Source organism: Lactococcus muris, assembly GCF_042849115.1.
Lineage (GTDB): Bacteria > Bacillota > Bacilli > Lactobacillales > Streptococcaceae > Lactococcus > Lactococcus muris.
On the sequence record NZ_BAAFQO010000003.1, the window covers coordinates 1 to 15,311 of the forward strand.

Sequence of the window (15,311 nt, forward strand, 5' to 3'; positions counted from 1 at the left end):
AGAGCCTAATGGTACAGAAGTTACAGCACCAGAAGGTACTAAATTCGCTACTGCAACAACAGATGAGGAAAAGGAAAAAGCTAAACTTCCAGCTGATGCAGTCGTGCTTGACCCATCAAAAGTTACAATTAAAGTAGTTGCCGATAATAAAGTAAGCGCTTATAGTTCTGGAGATATTACTAACACTGGGTAATAATGAATCTTCTTCCTTGAAATAAAATTTATAAAATAAAGTATTGCTGAGATTTAATTGTTTAGCAGTTTTTTTATTTTATATGTCTTGTTAATAATTAATTTATAAAAGAGAACATTTTGAAAATGAGTATTTTTAATAAAATATGAAATTTCTATGATAAATGAGAAAGACTATTGCTTTCATAGTGGAAAAATGTTAAACTGTATTATTATCAGTCGAATTAAGAAATTCATTTTTTCACATTAAATTAATTAGGAGGTATGGGGATGTTATCAAAAAGAACTAAGAAATTACAAGAGGGGAGAATGACTCCAAAACGTCAACGTTTTGCGATTAAAAAACTCACTGTGGGAGTAGCTTCTGTTCTTATTGGAACTTTTTTTTCGCTTTTTATGTCCATAGGGACGGCAATCATTTCAGCTGATGAAACTTCAACGCAACCAGTTGAGGAAGTAAATGATAGTTCGATTGAAACGCCTTCTAGCGATGAAGAACCAAATTTGGAAAAAATGATTGTTACAGCGGAAGAAGTCTCAAAATCCAATGAAACTCCAAAAACTACGGTTCAATCTGAAGCCGTTAGCAGAACAAATGATACAACTATTCAAAATAATGAACCTATAATAAAAGAGCAACCAAAACTCTTTGCGACTGTACCAATAGATCTTAGAGGTAGTAAGATTGAATTTAATAAGCCGACGTTACATGTTAATCAAGATATTGATGCAATCAATGATTTGCTGACTAGGGAATATGTTGAAAACACGATTATCAAGAAGTTAACTTTATCTGATGGTACAGTCTATGAAGGGCAAGCCTTAAAAGATGTTTTAAATGAAAATGTGGCCAGCTATGACTGGTCAGATACTCCGGAAGTTGATGTAGCTAGTGATGATGTTTATGCTAGGTTACGCGCATCTCTCAATAATAGGAGAACTGTAACTTGGCTAATGGAAGTCAATGTAGTCGGAGCTAAAGCTAAAGAAAATCTTCACACGCCGTGGGGGACTGAAATCAATGCTATTGATGCGATTGCAAATACAGCTGAATTAAAGGAGTTTGATACAGCCATTGCTCCTGTTAGTTATGATTGGAAGGAAAAACCAAACTTTAGCCCTGAAGCAGGGAGCGACCACAAAGTTACTGGAGTAGTATCTGTGAACTATCCGGATGGAACAACACAAGATGTGGAGGTTACTATTTCAGTTGATGAGTCTGACGCAGAGAAATACGAACCAAAAGGTCAAAATGTTAATACAGGCTTGAACGAAACACCAAAAGCTGAAGACGGAATCTCTAACAAGAGCGATCTTCCAGAAAGTACAACTTACGAATGGAAGGTACCGGTAGATACAAGTACATCAGGTGAAAAAGACGGTGTAGTTGTGGTTAAATACCCAGACGGTTCAAGCGAAGAAGTTCCAGTTAAGATTGTGGTTACCTCAGATGCAGATAAGTATGAACCAAAAGGTCAAGACGTTAACACAGACTTGAACGAAACACCAAAAGCTGAAGACGGAATCTCTAACAAGGGCAATCTTCCAGAAGGTACAACTTACGAATGGAAGGTACCGGTAGATACAAGTACATCAGGTGAAAAAGACGGTGTAGTTGTGGTTAAATACCCAGACGGTTCAAGCGAAGAAGTTCCAGTTAAGATTGTGGTTACCTCAGATGCAGACAAGTATGAACCAAAAGATCAAGACGTTAATACAGGCTTGAACGAAACACCAAAAGCTGAAGACGGAATCTCTAACAAGGGCGATCTTCCAAAAGATACAACTTACGAATGGAAGACACCGGTAGACACAAAAACTCCAGGTGAAAAAGACGCTGTAGTGGTTGTTAAATACCCAGATGGCTCAAGCGAAGAAGTTCCAGTTAAGGTTGTAGTAAAAGACCTTACAGATGCAGATAAGTATGAACCAAAAGGCCAAAATGTTAATACAGGCTTGAACGAAACACCAAAAGCTGAAGACGGAATCTCTAACAAGGACGGTCTTCCAGAAGGTACAACTTACGAATGGAAGGCACCAGTAGATACAAGTACATCAGGTGAAAAAGACGGTGTAGTTGTGGTTAAATACCCAGACGGTTCAAGCGAAGAAGTTTCAGTTAAAATTGTTGTAACAGATAAAACTACAGATGCGGTTGAACTTGTTCCAACGGGACAAGATAAGGGAAGCTCACCAGAAAGTATGAAGCCAGATGTTAAGGCATCAGCTAATCGTAAAGTAACTTCTGACAGCAGTGGTTATGCATTACCAGCGACAGGTGATAATGATTCTGCTGGTTTAGTAGGCCTAGGAGCTTTACTGTTAGGTAGCTTAGGACTGGTGGCTACTCGCCGTAAGAAAGAAGAAGTCTAAATATTACTTCTAAAAAGTCTTTTGTGTGAGGATAGAATAAAGATAGAGATAGTTTGATTTTATCCAAAGCATTCGATTACGTATTTGTATTGCTCCTAAGAAGTTAAACATTTAAATTTAATTAAAGGATTTAGTTCTGTGTTGTACAGGGCTAAGTCCTTTTAGTTTTGTTTTGATATGTGTGTTGTGGTAATAAATATAGTCATCAATAGCTTGTTCAAGAGACTCTAATATCTTAAAATACTTCTCAACATGAGCGATTTAATCGAGCTGTCCAATAAGAAATATTGGTGATTGGCAAACTTAGATGAAAAGAATTTAAGAGTTATTAAAAATATTATTGATTTTGAGGAAAAGCGTTAAAAACGCATTCTAGGGTTAATGCTAATAATGGTGTTGAATGTCTTACAGAACGTATTTAGTTTAGTTAGAGAAAATTGCGAAGTTATTGAGTGATAAATTTAAGGAAAAACATTTGGATATAAATTGGCATAAGTATCTCAAAAATAGAAATTTTTATGTTCATGTTTATAGCGAGGGAAACAATCAAAGATTAGCAGAATCTTCAAAAGGATATTCCACAACTTAAAGTAAAAAAGGGGAAAAATATTTCAGAAATGTAGATTAACTACAAAACTAACCGGGCGGTGAAAGAAGTATATGTACGAATAAAATTTATAAAATAAAGAGTTGCTAAACAGTTTAGCAATTTTTTACTTTGTAGATTTTTTTATTAGTTTGTGCTGACTGTTTATTTGATTTTGAAAACTTTAGATTTATTGACAGTATAGCAAACAGAATGATAAAATAAGAGTGTGAGAAAATAAACAATCTTTTGTGTTATAGAAAATACTTGTACTTTAGAAAATAGAGAAATACATTTTTAGAAGGGTGCAGGAATGAAAAAAAGTATGTTAGTATTGGCCTGTGTTTTGGCTACTGCAGTTATTATTTTGACTATTGGAGGGATTTTTTCTATGAGGAAAGAAAGTCAAGGTAAAGAAAAGCAAGTATTACAGGAAACTGTTAAAAAGGAAAGAGTTGCTGCTCAGCAAATTAAAAATACCTTCTCAGATATACAAGAAATTCATTTTTGGGAATACACTAAAAATCCATTGACAGGTCATATAACTGTTAGTGTGTCAGTTGAAACTGATGATGTTAAAAAGTCAGAGTTTGATGTAGATATGGGTGAAAATGATGATAGAGATGAGAAATACTCAGGTTCTGGTGAACTTCCTAAACTTATAGAGGGGAAAACAGAAAATAAGATTAAAGTTATTTTTTCTGATCAATCAGAGGAGGTATTGTAGTGCTTACAGATAAGGAATTAAAAACTTTAAATGAACAAGTATATCAGGTTGACCCTAACTATAAATCAAAGTCTCAAAAAGTTTATACAAATAAAGCCGATGATGAACTAAAAGAACGTGAAAGAAATAGAATAAGAATAGCTGATAATACTTTAAAAGTCATTTCTGTCAGAAATGGGAAATGGGGATTTCAAGGAATGGCAGTTGCACCAGTCAAAGGAGGTCATGTAGATTATAGTCAAGTTACGGTGGTAGCTGCTGGAACTGATCCAAGTCAGCCTATTGATTTATTGGAAGCCCTCGATGCAGCAACGGATATAGGTTCTCTTCAAGAATCCTCTGCTGAACAATTTGTTCAAGATATAATGGAAAATCATCCAAATTGGAAAATAACTCAGCTTTCTGGATATTCCCAGTCATCATATATGCTTAAAGTCGGAGCCAAATTTCATATTCCTACAACTGTTTTTAATGGCTGGTTTCAGTATGGTTCGCTATCTAAAAAGGAAAAAGAATTTATGAAGAGTCATTCAGATTGGTTCATTAATTATCGGAAAAAGAATGATAGTGTAACAGTGTGGAATGACTTTAACTCAGAATTTTTTAATAGTGAAGATTATGGTACCATTGTTTGGTTAGATGGAGATAGTCATGATTTAGCAGATTGGAAATTTGATAAAAGTGGAATGGTTAAACTCCCAAAATCTTCGGCTATGACTGCTGATCGTATAAAACAAAGTCAAACTCTTTTAAATGTTAAATTCTCACAAGCAATGTTTCGATTGAAATATCTTCGCGCGAATTTTTTTGAAAGTGGAGGCGGACTATCCTCATCAGAAAAAATATATTTGGACTCTGCTCAAGCTCTAGCCATTGTTTCTACTGCTAGGGTTGAATTTAACTTGGCTTTAAGTAAAGTTATGAAACTTTATCAAAATGGGATTAAAGAACAAGAAAAATTATGGGAGGAAACAGTGCGGGAAGCACGAGAATTAGGAGATTATCTTGAGGATTGGGAAGTTTATGAAGCTCTTGAGGAGGCAGGTTTCACTCATGAGGCTATTGTGGATACTCCTACACAACTCTACCAACATAAAATCCGTCAAGTGAAACAAACGAGTGAAAAGTTTAAAAGTCTTGAACATGAGATTAAGGGTAAAATATCGGAGTTGGTAGCTCGAGATAAGGAACTGGCGCAACAATTAAAGTCTTCATAGCCAAGTGATATAGAAGTAAAATTTATAAAATAAAGGATTGCTGAGCTTTAGTCGTTTAGCAATTTTTTACTTTGTAGATTTTATATGTGTGATTGGGGAGTGAATAGGATTATTCTTTTCTTATTTTATGATATACTGAGTATAAAGAAATCTTGTTTGAGAGGAGTCCATATGATTTTAACTATCGAGGAAATTACAAAAAAAGTTGTACCTCTTGCAAAAAAATATAATTTAAAGGAAGTTTATTTGTTTGGCTCTTATGCAAGAGGAGAAGCAAGAGAAGACAGTGATGTTGACTTTATTGTGGATTCTTCTAGTATTGAAGATTATGATGAGCTTTTTAGTTTACAAGAAGATTTAGAAGATGTGTTGAAAACTTCTGTAGATATTGTTGAAATGGAGGTCTTATCGAATAATAAAACTTCTCAACGTGAACAATTTAATCGAGCTGTCAAAGAAGAAATGTTGGAGGTTGTTAGGTTTGGTTGAAAAGGACTTAAGATATGTTAAAAATATTATTGATTTTGGGGAAAAAGCACTAAAAACATATTCCAGAGTTAATAATGATGTTGAATATCTAGAAGATGATTATGACTTATACAATTCAGTTTTAATGAGTTTGGTTCAATTGGGAGAAAATGCTAACTTATTGAGTGATAAGTTTAAGGAAGAACATTCAGAAGTAAATTGGCGTAAACATATCAAAAATAGAAATTTTTATGTTCATGTTTACGGGGCGGTAAATAACCGAAGATTAGCAGAATACCTTCAGAAAGATATTCCACAACTTATTGAATATTTATATGGACTTAGAATGTAACACTTTATCTTTGACTGAGAAAAAAAGAAACCCTAGGAGTTTGAACTTCCTAAGGTTTTTAATTTTATTATCATTTTATGGAATGGATTAATAAATACGCACAGTAAATAAGAGGAAAAAAGCTTTCAGAAGTACAGACTAACCAAAAAATTAACCAAGCAGCGAAAGAAGTATGTGTACAAATAAAATTTATAAAATAAAGGATTGCTGAACTTTAGAAGTTTAGTAATTTTTTACTTTGTAGCTTTTGTAAAAGTTAGTCCACGATAAGTTGTGTATTTGATTTTAAAGTTTTTAGATTTATTGACAACATAGAAAACAGAATGATAAAATAAGAGTGTGAGAAAATAAACAATGTTTTATTTTTGTATAGGTTACTTGTACTTCAGGAAAAGGGAAATAAATTTTTAGAAGGGTGCAGGAATGAAAAAAAGTATCTTAATATCAGCCAGTATTTTGAGTGCTGTATGTATTGCTATTATTTTAGTTATCGGAGGGAGTAGATATATGAAAAAACAGACAATTGAAAAAGAGTACCAACAAGGTGTAAAACTTATACAAGATTATGTCACTGACTATTTAGTTAAAAATTACGAAGGAATTGAGAAAATTGAATGGCAGGGTATTGGTGTAGAATATAGAAATTCTCCAATTTTAGGTCCATCTTTATTTGGAAATTATGTTAATACTACAGTGAAGATATTTGTATCTGAAGTTACTTATTTTTCTGCAGATTTTACTCTAACTGATGAAACAGAATATGATAATAACTTAAATAAATATGTTAAATCGATTTCTTTAAATCCTAGAAATACGGATTTTTCAATTCAAACAGACTTAGAAAATGCAACTGATGAATTAACTCCATCTGAAAAAGAAGATTTTAAGAATTTTAAAAAATCTTCTTATGGAAGCAAAAAAGCAAAAGTTGTTTATAATTTGGACATTTATAAATTAACATATTAGAGGTGTAGAATTGATGAGTAGTGAGATTACAACAGAAATATTAGCTAAAGCCATTGATAAAACAAAAAGCACTGTTCACAAAAAAGGTAAAAAATTAACTCTAGAGATTCAGGAGAAAAAAGTAAAGTTTGAAATTATAAAGAAAAGTGCTAGTGATGACAATTCTCAATTGAATGCTATGGCTATTGCACCTATCAAAGAGGATGAGACTCCTGACTATAATAATATCGCTGTTATCTATGCTGGGACGAATACACCTACTGAGGTTGGACGAAACGGATTTGGGACTGCCGCTGAAGCTTGGGTTGGAGGACTCTCAGGAGAATATGTTGAGGCAGAAGCTTTCTTAAAACAAACGAAAAAAGAAATTTCTAAACATAATGGGAAAATTACTGATGTTGCAGGTTTTAGCCAATCCGGGGGCTATATGATGAAAATGGCCGCTGAACATGGACGAATAGATGGATTTAAAACTACCAGCTTTGATGACTGGGGGAACAATCAGTTTGAAACTTTAACACAATCACAAAAAGAATGGTTAAAAAATCATCCTAAAGCATTATTGCGCTATCAAAATGATTCTTGGGCAAGACTTTCTCATCGTGACAATAAATATGGTAATGTGCAGGTGATTGAAGGTATAGGAGAACATAATACCCTATCTAACTACTTTGATGGAGATCTATTGAATTTAGATCGTCTAGCTAAAGATGGTATTTTTGCACCTAATATGACCAAAGAGCAGGTTGAAGAAGCTGCCAAAAACTGGGAAAGGAAAACCGGATACTGGAATCCTTTTATGGATGATAATGATGTGGCAAATGAACTGGTTAAAGAATATCTAAAATTATATGGAACTTATGCAACTAAAGATTTTAACATTCAGATGAAGAAACTTTATCAATTAAGGGCTATATTGTTTGAGAGTGGTGGCGGGTTGTCTGCCAATGAAAAATTTTATCTTGACAGTAAAGAAGCTTTGATTATTGTTGAAGAAGCAAAACATGATTTTGAAACAGCAACTGAAAGGATTATTAAACTTTATCAAGATGGGATTAAAGAACAAGAGAAATTATGGGAAGAAACAGTGCGGGAAGCACGAGGATTAGGAGATTCTCTTGAGGAATGGGAAGTTTATGAAGCTCTTGAAGGGGTAGGTTTCACTCATGAAGCTATTGTGGCCTTTCCTACACAACTCTACCAACATAAAATCCGTCAAGTGAAACAAATGAGTGAGAAGTTTAAAAGTATTGAACATGAGATTAAGGCTAAAATATCGGAGATAGTCGCTCGAGATCAGGAATTGGCGCAACAATTAAAGTCTTCATAGCTAAGTGATAGAGAAATAAAATTTATAAAATAAAGGATTGCTAAATAGCCTAGCAATCTTTTACTTTGTAAGTTTTTGTAAAATCAGTATGTTGTGTAACACTTTATCCTTGAGTGAGAAGAAAAGAAACCTTAGGAATTTGAATGTCCTAAGGTTTTTAATTTTGAAATTAGTAGGGTACAGGTACGAAGTGTGCAATAACTTTGCCGATGATTCGAGGCTCTTCGTACCAAGAAGCGAACTTATCCGCATATTTATCATTAATGGATGAGAGAACAAAGCCGTCATCTTCCACATACACTTTTTTAATAAAAGAATTGCCGTCCCAGTCTACAGCACAGACTTGTCCGTCGTAATCTGGTACATTTTGTTCCTTGATAAGGACCACTTCCCCGTTGTAGAACTCAGGCTCCATGGAATCCCCTTTAATCCAAGTTGCCATGTCATAATCTACCTCTTTGTTCCAGTAAACTGTAGAATAGTTCAACTCATTTGTATAGCCATAACCTAGACCAGCAGAGAGGGCTTGATCCATTACATGATAAGGAAAAAGTTTTTCAGATGTGACAGGAGGTTCTTGTTCTTTTAAAAACTTTTCTATTAAGGTGTTAGTTCTTTTTTGATTGGTTTCATTAAGTTGAGATAATTCATTTTCAGAAGATTTAGACTGTCTAACATCTGTTATTCCAAGCAAATAGTCTGTACTAACTCCGAAATATTTAGACAGGGTGTTTAAACGGTCAGTTGTAGGCTTGTTTTTTTTGTAGTTATAAAGAGTATTTTTTGATAAATTCAACTCTTTTTCTATTTGATTTAATGATTTTTTATTTTCTTTTGCAAGTAATTGAAGCCTTTTATAGAACATAAAATATTTCTCCTAAAAAAATCAAAAAAATTTGTACTTATCACTTGACAAATTTTAATGCATACATTAAAATATAAGTATAGTTAATGAATGAATTAACTATAAACTGAAAAAAGCAAATAGCCCCATCGAGTGGAGCTCTTCGCAAAATTGTTATGATATAACTTAGACAATTATTATTATAACAGTTTTGGAGGAGAAAAGTCAATGGATATGCTAATTTGTGATTTTTGTTCATTGACAACTGAATATTCCCGCTAATCTCTTTTAGAGATGAAAGAGATGGGGCAGGTAGGGTCGCTCCTGACAAGTGCGACAAGTCACTACTGAATGAAAGATAAGAGTGTGTGGCGAACTTCAGAGAACTGGGCGGAACCCGACAAATCTGAAGGAGTATAAAAACGGCAGGCAACTGCCCTTTGAGATATAGTGTTCATGCTGGCGATATGCACTAGCAGAGGTATCCGTGTGAATGTGAAATCAGACCTGGTGAAACAGAGCCTGTTATCTGAAAGACCGTGTTTTTCTCGCCCTTGGCGACAGGGGAGTAACGAGGCACTCAAACAAAAAACGAGAAGACCAGTGTTGAGTTTCAGGGTATTTCTTCCACGCTTTCTCAACTGACTGTAAATGCAGTCAAAACAAAAATACGTAAAGAAAAGAATAAAGGCAGTAGGCCTTGTTGAGTTTTAGGTGTCTTATGCCTTTTCTCAACACAATGTAAAAAATAACATGACAATATCTGACCTTCTGAAAGAATAGATAGGGCTTGTTCTGAAAAACAGTAAAAACTTAGGTCAATGAGCTGTTCAATGAATGGTGTTTGTTCTTCTTATGTGAAGTAAGAAGAAACTTAAGTCAATGAGTTACTCCCAGAGTAATGTTTGTTTTACTGGCAATTTAAGTTGTATGATGAAGATATTGACTGTGTGAAGTGGAAAGAGAACGACGAGATACATTAAAAGAATGTCAAAGCACTAAAATGAAGTTCGGTAATACTATTCAAATGATTTCTTATAGACTTTTTAAAAAGTGCTGGCTATTCTTAAGTGTAAATCTTTGTTTTCTTTTTATTAGGAATATCTCTTTGATGAGTTCTAATACATCAAAAACATCTATGTTGTCTCCTTTCGTTTTAGGTTGGAAACATTTTGTTTATCGGTTTTCGAAAGGAGAGGAGGATATTTTGACATATAATGATAGGGGACTATTTTTACCTTGTCAAGTTATAAAAAGAGAGCATTTACTCTCTTTTTTCTTGTTGCTGTAGTATAAGGGGTATTACGAAAGGCTTTCAATCTTTCAATGCAAGTTCGAGTCTTGCCGGCAACCTCGTCAGAAATGACGTTAAACATTTGTTGCTATTGTACGTCTATTTTTCATTCTGCGATAAACTTCTCTTTTTAATATAATAAACTAAAATTTCCAATCCTTTCTTTTTTGTAGATACGCGCTGCTAGAGGAAGAGAAATAGACGCGGCCTGTATGTCTCACATACAGGTTTTTTTGTGGTCATAGTCTAAGGGAAAGACGCTTGTATAGAGGGGATACAAGAGATACGGGTTCGACTCCTGTTGATCGCATAAATAAAGAAAGAAAAGGAGTATATAATATGAGCCATTTAAATATACACATTTCAAATAATTTGAATGATGGAGATATAATAATTCGCATATCACAGACTAAGGAATTGGAAGAAGATGAAAGGGACGGTGTTTTTGAATTTGAACAGTCTGATGATTTTAAAGATAAGTTGAGAGACAATCTAGATATGAAGATAAGTAGGTCTGTAAAGATAATTAAAGAAGATAAGGATTAATTCCTTATTTTTTTGTGATTATAGTTTAAAGGTTTTTCCTTCTTTTGACCTAGGGTAAAACACTTGTAAAATCTTTGCTTTTACAAGAGATACAGGTTCGACTCCTGTTCATCACATGGTCAGAAATGACGTTAAACATTAAAAAAGAGCATTAAGAGGGGGATTTGATGGAATAAATATTGAGATTATGAAGAAATAAGAGTGATGATTATTTTGAAGTGTTGCATGAAGAAGTTGAAAAAATGATGTCCGAACCTTGTCTGCTATGACATAAACTAGCCAAAATACATACATTTAAGGAGGGGAAATATGATTAAATTTCCAATTCAAGCCCAAAAATTTTTGGGAGATAAAATCACTGTAGATAAAAAAATCGAAATTGTGCCTAAACGTGGTGCTGAAGCAGGCTATACCCGTTATCTTGCGACAAGTAAGAAGCACCCTGAAGGTTTTGAAATCCGTGTAGAAGGTGCCAATGCCGCAAAGCCTACACGACGCCAAGAAGTTGTCTTGACAGGGGTCAAACTTGCACAGGTGCGTAACCGTATGCCTAAAGGGGGCTATGCTTACGAGTATGTGATTTATGCGGATTCACTCAAATTGGCTTAAGGGAGGAAAAAAGTATGGTATTAAAATTAAGTAAAGATTTTACAAAACAAAATGAATTGACAGAAGAATTTGGGGACTTTGATAAGGGGCTTGGGAAATTGCTCTTTTTGTCTGCGGAAGCTCAACTGCGTTATGAAGACTATGAAGCAGAAGAAGGGGAAATCAAACGCCGTCCAACAGATGAGGTGGACTATTACGAAGTTAAGCTCTATTCTGAAGCCATGGGCGAACAAATTGAAGTTAAAATGCCTGCGGATACAAGTTTTGATGGACTGGACTATGAAGATGAAGTTAAACTTGTTCATCCTTCTGCCTTCTTCTGGAGTGAGAAAGAGCTTTCCGTTTTTAATGGTCAAAGACGTGTAAACTATTATGACGGGGTCAAGTTCCGTGCAGAAAAAATCGAAAAAGCAGGTAAAGCTACAGTCTCTACTCCAAATGTCGCCACAAAATCAGAAGACAAGTCCGAAAAAGCTTCTGAGAAGAAATAGATAGCTTATGCGACAAAAAAACGTGTCCAAAGGCGCTCGTCTGTATTTGTGGAACAGGTATGACCGTCAAAGCTTTGTGGGACTTGTAGGACTTCTCTTAAGCAGTCCCAGTCTCATCTTTTATAAAGACTTTCAAGCCATGGATTCTAAAAGGCTTGCCCTTGTTTTGGCAGCCATTTTTTTTGTAGCTTTTTCTTTGTCTTTTGGTTTACTTGTCTTTACTTACCAGCGTTTTAGGGCCTTCTCCGTCAATAATTACAAACGTTTATTGTTGAATTACTTGCTTAAGCATAATCTGGTGGAGAAGGTGACAGTCAAGACAGACAGGGGGAGTCGGGAGCGCAAAAAGCTTGCCCGTATTTATGTGAAGCAACCCAACTCTTATGAATTGCATGTTTATTTCCCCATTGACGGGGGAACACACCAAGAGAAATTCTTGTCCCTTTCTGGGGAGCTTGAGACGACTTTCTTTGCGGACTTTCAAGAACAGAATTTCATCAATGAAAAGAGGATTCTGACTAAAAGGTCTTATGTGGAGTATGTCTTTGCCATTGAGGGTGAGCGAAACAGGATTCATGTGAATGATGTCGTCATTGATAAGAAACTGGGTGTGAAGCTCATGAACGGAGTCTACTGGAACTATGAAGCAGACCCACATTTATTGATTGCGGGCGGCACAGGTGGTGGAAAGACCGTTCTTTTAATGTCTTTACTCTCAGCTTTGGCTCGTGTGGGTCAGGTGGATATTTGTGACCCTAAGCGTTCCGATTTTGTAGGTTTAAAAGATGTTCCTGTTTTTAAAGACCGTGTGTTTATCGATAAAGAAAGCATGATGAATTGCTTAAGAGAAGCAGTGGTTTTTATGGATAGTCGCTATGATGTCATGACCAGTCACCCAGAATATAAGCCGGGTAAACGTTATTCAGACTATGGCTTATTTCCTAAATTCATTCTCTTTGATGAGTGGGCAGCTTTTATCGCCAGTCTGACCTATCAAGAATATGAGGAAGTGATTCAGTCTGTGACACAGATTGTTTTAAAAGGACGTGCCTCAGGTGTCTTTCTTATCTTAGCCATGCAAAGACCCGATGGCGAATACTTAAAGACCGCCCTACGGGATAACTTTATGAAACGTTTGGTGGTAGGACGTGTAACAGCGACTGCTTACCGCATGATGTTTGGGGATGAGAGTGATAAGAAAATCTTTAAATATATCAAAGGCAAAATTGGTCGTGGCTATGTGGCCAACAATGGGGAGCTGGCTCGTGAGTTTTATAGTCCCTTTGTGCCTATTGAAGAAGGCTATGACTTTATCACAGAACTGGCAAAACTTCCTGTCTTGAAAGAGACTCAAGCTGTTCAGCTTGAAGCTCCTCCTGTCTCAAATGTAGAGCTGGAGCGTGCAGAAGCAGGACGCTTGGAAGACAAGACCTATACCATTACGTCTTTAAGCCGCAAGTTAGAGCAGCCCAACAAGACGGTAAAAACAGTCATTGAGCGCTTAGCCGCAGCTGACTTTCCTATTCGGGAAAAAGCACCCTATACGGAGGATGATTATTATGCCTTACAGTCGGTCTTTTCTGCCAAGGAAGCAGGAGCTTTGACACTTCATGAAGCCATTGAGGAAATCTTGGCGGATGAAGAAGAGTACAAACGAGACTTTGAGAATTTTAAAGAGGACTTGGAGTGATTTTCTTTAAAGAAGGGATAAAACTCTCGCAGTCGGCGGTGGGAAATTATAGGACTTGTCCGTTTGTCTGAAAGACAACTTGCCCAAGGCAAGCAATTTTCCACGGTCGTACTGCCCTCACAAACGGGAGTGCGTGACAGCAGTTTCCACTTCTTGAAGCTTGTTTTTCTTTCTTTGGATTTTAGTCGTGCAGAAGCGTAAGCATAGCTCCGTGCGCAGCGTAAGGAGTGAGCGTGCGTATGCACGGAGTGGTGGCGCAAGCCGCCACTCGATCAACCCCCAGAATGCTAATGAGGGGGGTAAGAAGTGACACTACCCTAACCAAGCCAGTAACCATGCCCCTCTAAGAGGTGTCACCTTGATTTGGAGTGTGGGCAATAAAAAGAGAAAGGAGGGCAAGTCCATTGATATAAAAGCCGTAAGGACAGGGGCGCACGTGACCCAACAGTTTATGGCAGATATTTTGGGTATCTCTTTGAGTTACTACCGCAAGATAGAGAAAGGAGAAAAAGCCTTGACTCTTGACATTAAGGAAAAGATAAAAGCAGCTTTTTATAAACCTTTTGACAGTAATTCTAAGTTAGTGGCGACCATTGACTATGTGAATATCCGATTTCAAACCCTGAATGTCCGTGAGGTGATACAAGAGGTTTTGGGTTTAAAAATTGAGAACTTTCATTTGAATGATTTCAAGCGCTACAAGTACCCTTTCTTTCTCAATTACGGACATATTAATGTTTATTACCATGACAAAGACCCTAAAGCAGGGGTCTTGATTGAAATGAGTGGACAGGCTTGTCGGGAGCTGGAGTATGACTTTGAATTTCATCAAGGCAAAAAGACCTGGTATGACTTTTTCAAAAATGCTATAGATTATGCTTTAAGAAAAGCCCCTGACAATGACAATTTCATGAAAGTGACCCGTTTTGATTTGGCGCTTGATGAAGTCTACAATGAAAAAGAGGGGAACTTTGATTTGTTTCAGCTCTTGAGTGCTGCCCGTGAAGGGCGCTGGAACGGGAGAAAAAAGAGTTATGCGGCAATATTAGGAGGCAGAAGAACAGGGGAGGGCTTAATCAATGACGGGCTTTCCCTTTATTTTGGCTCCAAACGCACCCATCTCTTTTTCCGCTTCTATGAAAAAGATTATGAACGTGCCGAACAGGAGAAAACCTCTGTGGAAGCGATTCGGGACCTTTATGGTTTGAAAAATCGCTATGAGATTATCATGCGCAAGGCAATTTCAAATGCTTTTGTGAGAGAGTTTGTGGAGACAAACTTTAATCTGGCAGAAGAAGGGGTCAAGATTGTCAATGATAATTTGACCTTTTATGATTCAGAAGGTGGTCTTTATATGGACTGGTATAAGGTAATGGGGACAATGCATGCGATTCATTTTACGGTACAGCCAGAAGCACCCGATGTAAACAGAATCTTTCACTGGTTTGAAAATGGTGGTCCCGCTTCTACTTACTTATTGTTAAGCAAGTATGATGAGATGGTGGGGGATAGTCGTTTACAGGAAATCATAGCTTCTGCGGAAATCACAGAACGCAACGAAAGAATTTTAGAGCAGTTGGAGCTGATTAGAGGAGGGACGTCATAGAAGGTAATATCGAACATTTT

The 15,311-nt window shown here is 36.1% G+C and carries 14 protein-coding genes, 2 tRNA genes and 1 pseudogene; 15 read left to right on the forward strand and 2 right to left on the reverse strand.

Going from position 1 to position 15,311, the window contains the following annotated elements; genetic code table 11:
* Together ACGHCK_RS02375 and ACGHCK_RS02380 are read left to right on the forward strand one after the other, a co-directional pair.
* A partial coding sequence (locus ACGHCK_RS02375; protein ID WP_394304459.1) for a hypothetical protein occupies positions 1–193 on the forward strand: 193 nt, incomplete at its 5' end.
* A 269-nt stretch (positions 194–462) separates the two neighbouring features.
* Positions 463–2,565: a Rib/alpha-like domain-containing protein gene (locus tag ACGHCK_RS02380; RefSeq protein WP_394304460.1), complete on the forward strand. Its 2,103-nt coding sequence runs from the start codon at positions 463–465 to the stop codon at positions 2,563–2,565.
* A gap of 117 nt (positions 2,566–2,682) precedes the next feature.
* Here ACGHCK_RS02380 and ACGHCK_RS02385 read toward each other — a convergent pair.
* Positions 2,683–2,814: pseudogene (locus ACGHCK_RS02385) on the reverse strand (IS3 family transposase); the annotation flags it as partial.
* A gap of 650 nt (positions 2,815–3,464) precedes the next feature.
* On the opposite strand from ACGHCK_RS02385, the gene ACGHCK_RS02390 reads away from it, so the two are divergent.
* The 6 genes from ACGHCK_RS02390 to ACGHCK_RS02415 all read left to right on the forward strand — a co-directional run bounded on the left by ACGHCK_RS02390 (position 3,465) and on the right by ACGHCK_RS02415 (position 8,211).
* Positions 3,465–3,878, forward strand: coding sequence for a hypothetical protein (locus ACGHCK_RS02390; RefSeq protein ID WP_271329024.1), 414 nt, complete (start codon positions 3,465–3,467; stop codon positions 3,876–3,878).
* Positions 3,878–5,095: a hypothetical protein gene (locus ACGHCK_RS02395; RefSeq protein ID WP_394304461.1), complete on the forward strand. Its 1,218-nt coding sequence runs from the start codon at positions 3,878–3,880 to the stop codon at positions 5,093–5,095. Before ACGHCK_RS02390 ends, ACGHCK_RS02395 begins: the two co-directional genes overlap by 1 nt.
* Before the next feature lie 171 nt (positions 5,096–5,266).
* Complete coding sequence (gene mntA, locus ACGHCK_RS02400; RefSeq protein WP_271327844.1) at positions 5,267–5,584, forward strand: type VII toxin-antitoxin system MntA family adenylyltransferase antitoxin; 318 nt, start codon at positions 5,267–5,269, stop codon at positions 5,582–5,584.
* On the forward strand, positions 5,577–5,915 hold the full coding sequence (locus ACGHCK_RS02405; protein ID WP_271327845.1) for a HepT-like ribonuclease domain-containing protein: 339 nt from the start codon (positions 5,577–5,579) through the stop codon (positions 5,913–5,915). Before mntA ends, ACGHCK_RS02405 begins: the two co-directional genes overlap by 8 nt.
* A 423-nt stretch (positions 5,916–6,338) precedes the next feature.
* Positions 6,339–6,881, forward strand: a complete 543-nt coding sequence (locus ACGHCK_RS02410) for a hypothetical protein (protein WP_271327846.1) — start codon at positions 6,339–6,341, stop codon at positions 6,879–6,881.
* A 13-nt stretch (positions 6,882–6,894) separates the two neighbouring features.
* Entirely contained in the window at positions 6,895–8,211 is a 1,317-nt protein-coding gene (locus tag ACGHCK_RS02415; protein WP_394304462.1) for a hypothetical protein, read from the forward strand.
* A gap of 169 nt (positions 8,212–8,380) precedes the next feature.
* On the opposite strand, the gene ACGHCK_RS02420 is transcribed toward ACGHCK_RS02415, so the two are convergent.
* On the reverse strand, positions 8,381–9,076 hold the full coding sequence (locus ACGHCK_RS02420; RefSeq protein WP_271327848.1) for an XRE family transcriptional regulator: 696 nt from the start codon (positions 9,074–9,076) through the stop codon (positions 8,381–8,383).
* A gap of 1,260 nt (positions 9,077–10,336) precedes the next feature.
* On the opposite strand from ACGHCK_RS02420, the gene ACGHCK_RS02425 reads away from it, so the two are divergent.
* The 7 genes from ACGHCK_RS02425 to ACGHCK_RS02455 all read left to right on the forward strand — a co-directional run bounded on the left by ACGHCK_RS02425 (position 10,337) and on the right by ACGHCK_RS02455 (position 15,291).
* Positions 10,337–10,408: transfer RNA gene (locus ACGHCK_RS02425), tRNA-Glu, on the forward strand.
* Positions 10,409–10,584: 176 nt separating this feature from the next.
* Positions 10,585–10,659 (forward strand) — tRNA-OTHER (locus ACGHCK_RS02430).
* 29 nt (positions 10,660–10,688) lie between these two features.
* Positions 10,689–10,895 carry a hypothetical protein gene (locus ACGHCK_RS02435; protein ID WP_271327849.1) on the forward strand — a complete coding sequence of 69 codons (207 nt, stop codon included), beginning with the start codon at positions 10,689–10,691 and terminating at the stop codon, positions 10,893–10,895.
* A gap of 309 nt (positions 10,896–11,204) precedes the next feature.
* A complete protein-coding gene (locus ACGHCK_RS02440) occupies positions 11,205–11,504 on the forward strand; it encodes a hypothetical protein (protein ID WP_271327850.1) in 300 nt (99 codons plus the stop codon).
* A gap of 14 nt (positions 11,505–11,518) precedes the next feature.
* Positions 11,519–11,995, forward strand: coding sequence for a DUF961 family protein (locus ACGHCK_RS02445; RefSeq protein WP_271327851.1), 477 nt, complete (start codon positions 11,519–11,521; stop codon positions 11,993–11,995).
* Positions 11,996–12,002: 7 nt separating this feature from the next.
* Complete coding sequence (locus ACGHCK_RS02450) at positions 12,003–13,685, forward strand: FtsK/SpoIIIE domain-containing protein (protein WP_271327852.1); 1,683 nt, start codon at positions 12,003–12,005, stop codon at positions 13,683–13,685.
* Positions 13,686–14,043: 358 nt separating this feature from the next.
* Positions 14,044–15,291: a replication initiation factor domain-containing protein gene (locus ACGHCK_RS02455; protein ID WP_274708622.1), complete on the forward strand. Its 1,248-nt coding sequence runs from the start codon at positions 14,044–14,046 to the stop codon at positions 15,289–15,291.
* Positions 15,292–15,311 lie beyond the last annotated feature (20 nt).

Excerpts from the sequence above, each read along its gene's own strand:
- ACGHCK_RS02380 (WP_394304460.1), top strand. The coding sequence starts at position 463 with ATGTTATCAAAAAGAACTAAGAAATTACAAGAGGGGAGAATGACTCCA.
- ACGHCK_RS02390 (WP_271329024.1), top strand. The coding sequence starts at position 3,465 with ATGAAAAAAAGTATGTTAGTATTGGCCTGTGTTTTGGCTACTGCAGTT.
- mntA (WP_271327844.1), top strand. The coding sequence starts at position 5,267 with ATGATTTTAACTATCGAGGAAATTACAAAAAAAGTTGTACCTCTTGCA.
- ACGHCK_RS02410 (WP_271327846.1), top strand. The coding sequence starts at position 6,339 with ATGAAAAAAAGTATCTTAATATCAGCCAGTATTTTGAGTGCTGTATGT.
- ACGHCK_RS02415 (WP_394304462.1), top strand. The coding sequence starts at position 6,895 with ATGAGTAGTGAGATTACAACAGAAATATTAGCTAAAGCCATTGATAAA.
- ACGHCK_RS02420 (WP_271327848.1), bottom strand. The coding sequence starts at position 9,076 with ATGTTCTATAAAAGGCTTCAATTACTTGCAAAAGAAAATAAAAAATCA.
- ACGHCK_RS02435 (WP_271327849.1), top strand. The coding sequence starts at position 10,689 with ATGAGCCATTTAAATATACACATTTCAAATAATTTGAATGATGGAGAT.
- ACGHCK_RS02440 (WP_271327850.1), top strand. The coding sequence starts at position 11,205 with ATGATTAAATTTCCAATTCAAGCCCAAAAATTTTTGGGAGATAAAATC.
- ACGHCK_RS02445 (WP_271327851.1), top strand. The coding sequence starts at position 11,519 with ATGGTATTAAAATTAAGTAAAGATTTTACAAAACAAAATGAATTGACA.
- ACGHCK_RS02450 (WP_271327852.1), top strand. The coding sequence starts at position 12,003 with ATGCGACAAAAAAACGTGTCCAAAGGCGCTCGTCTGTATTTGTGGAAC.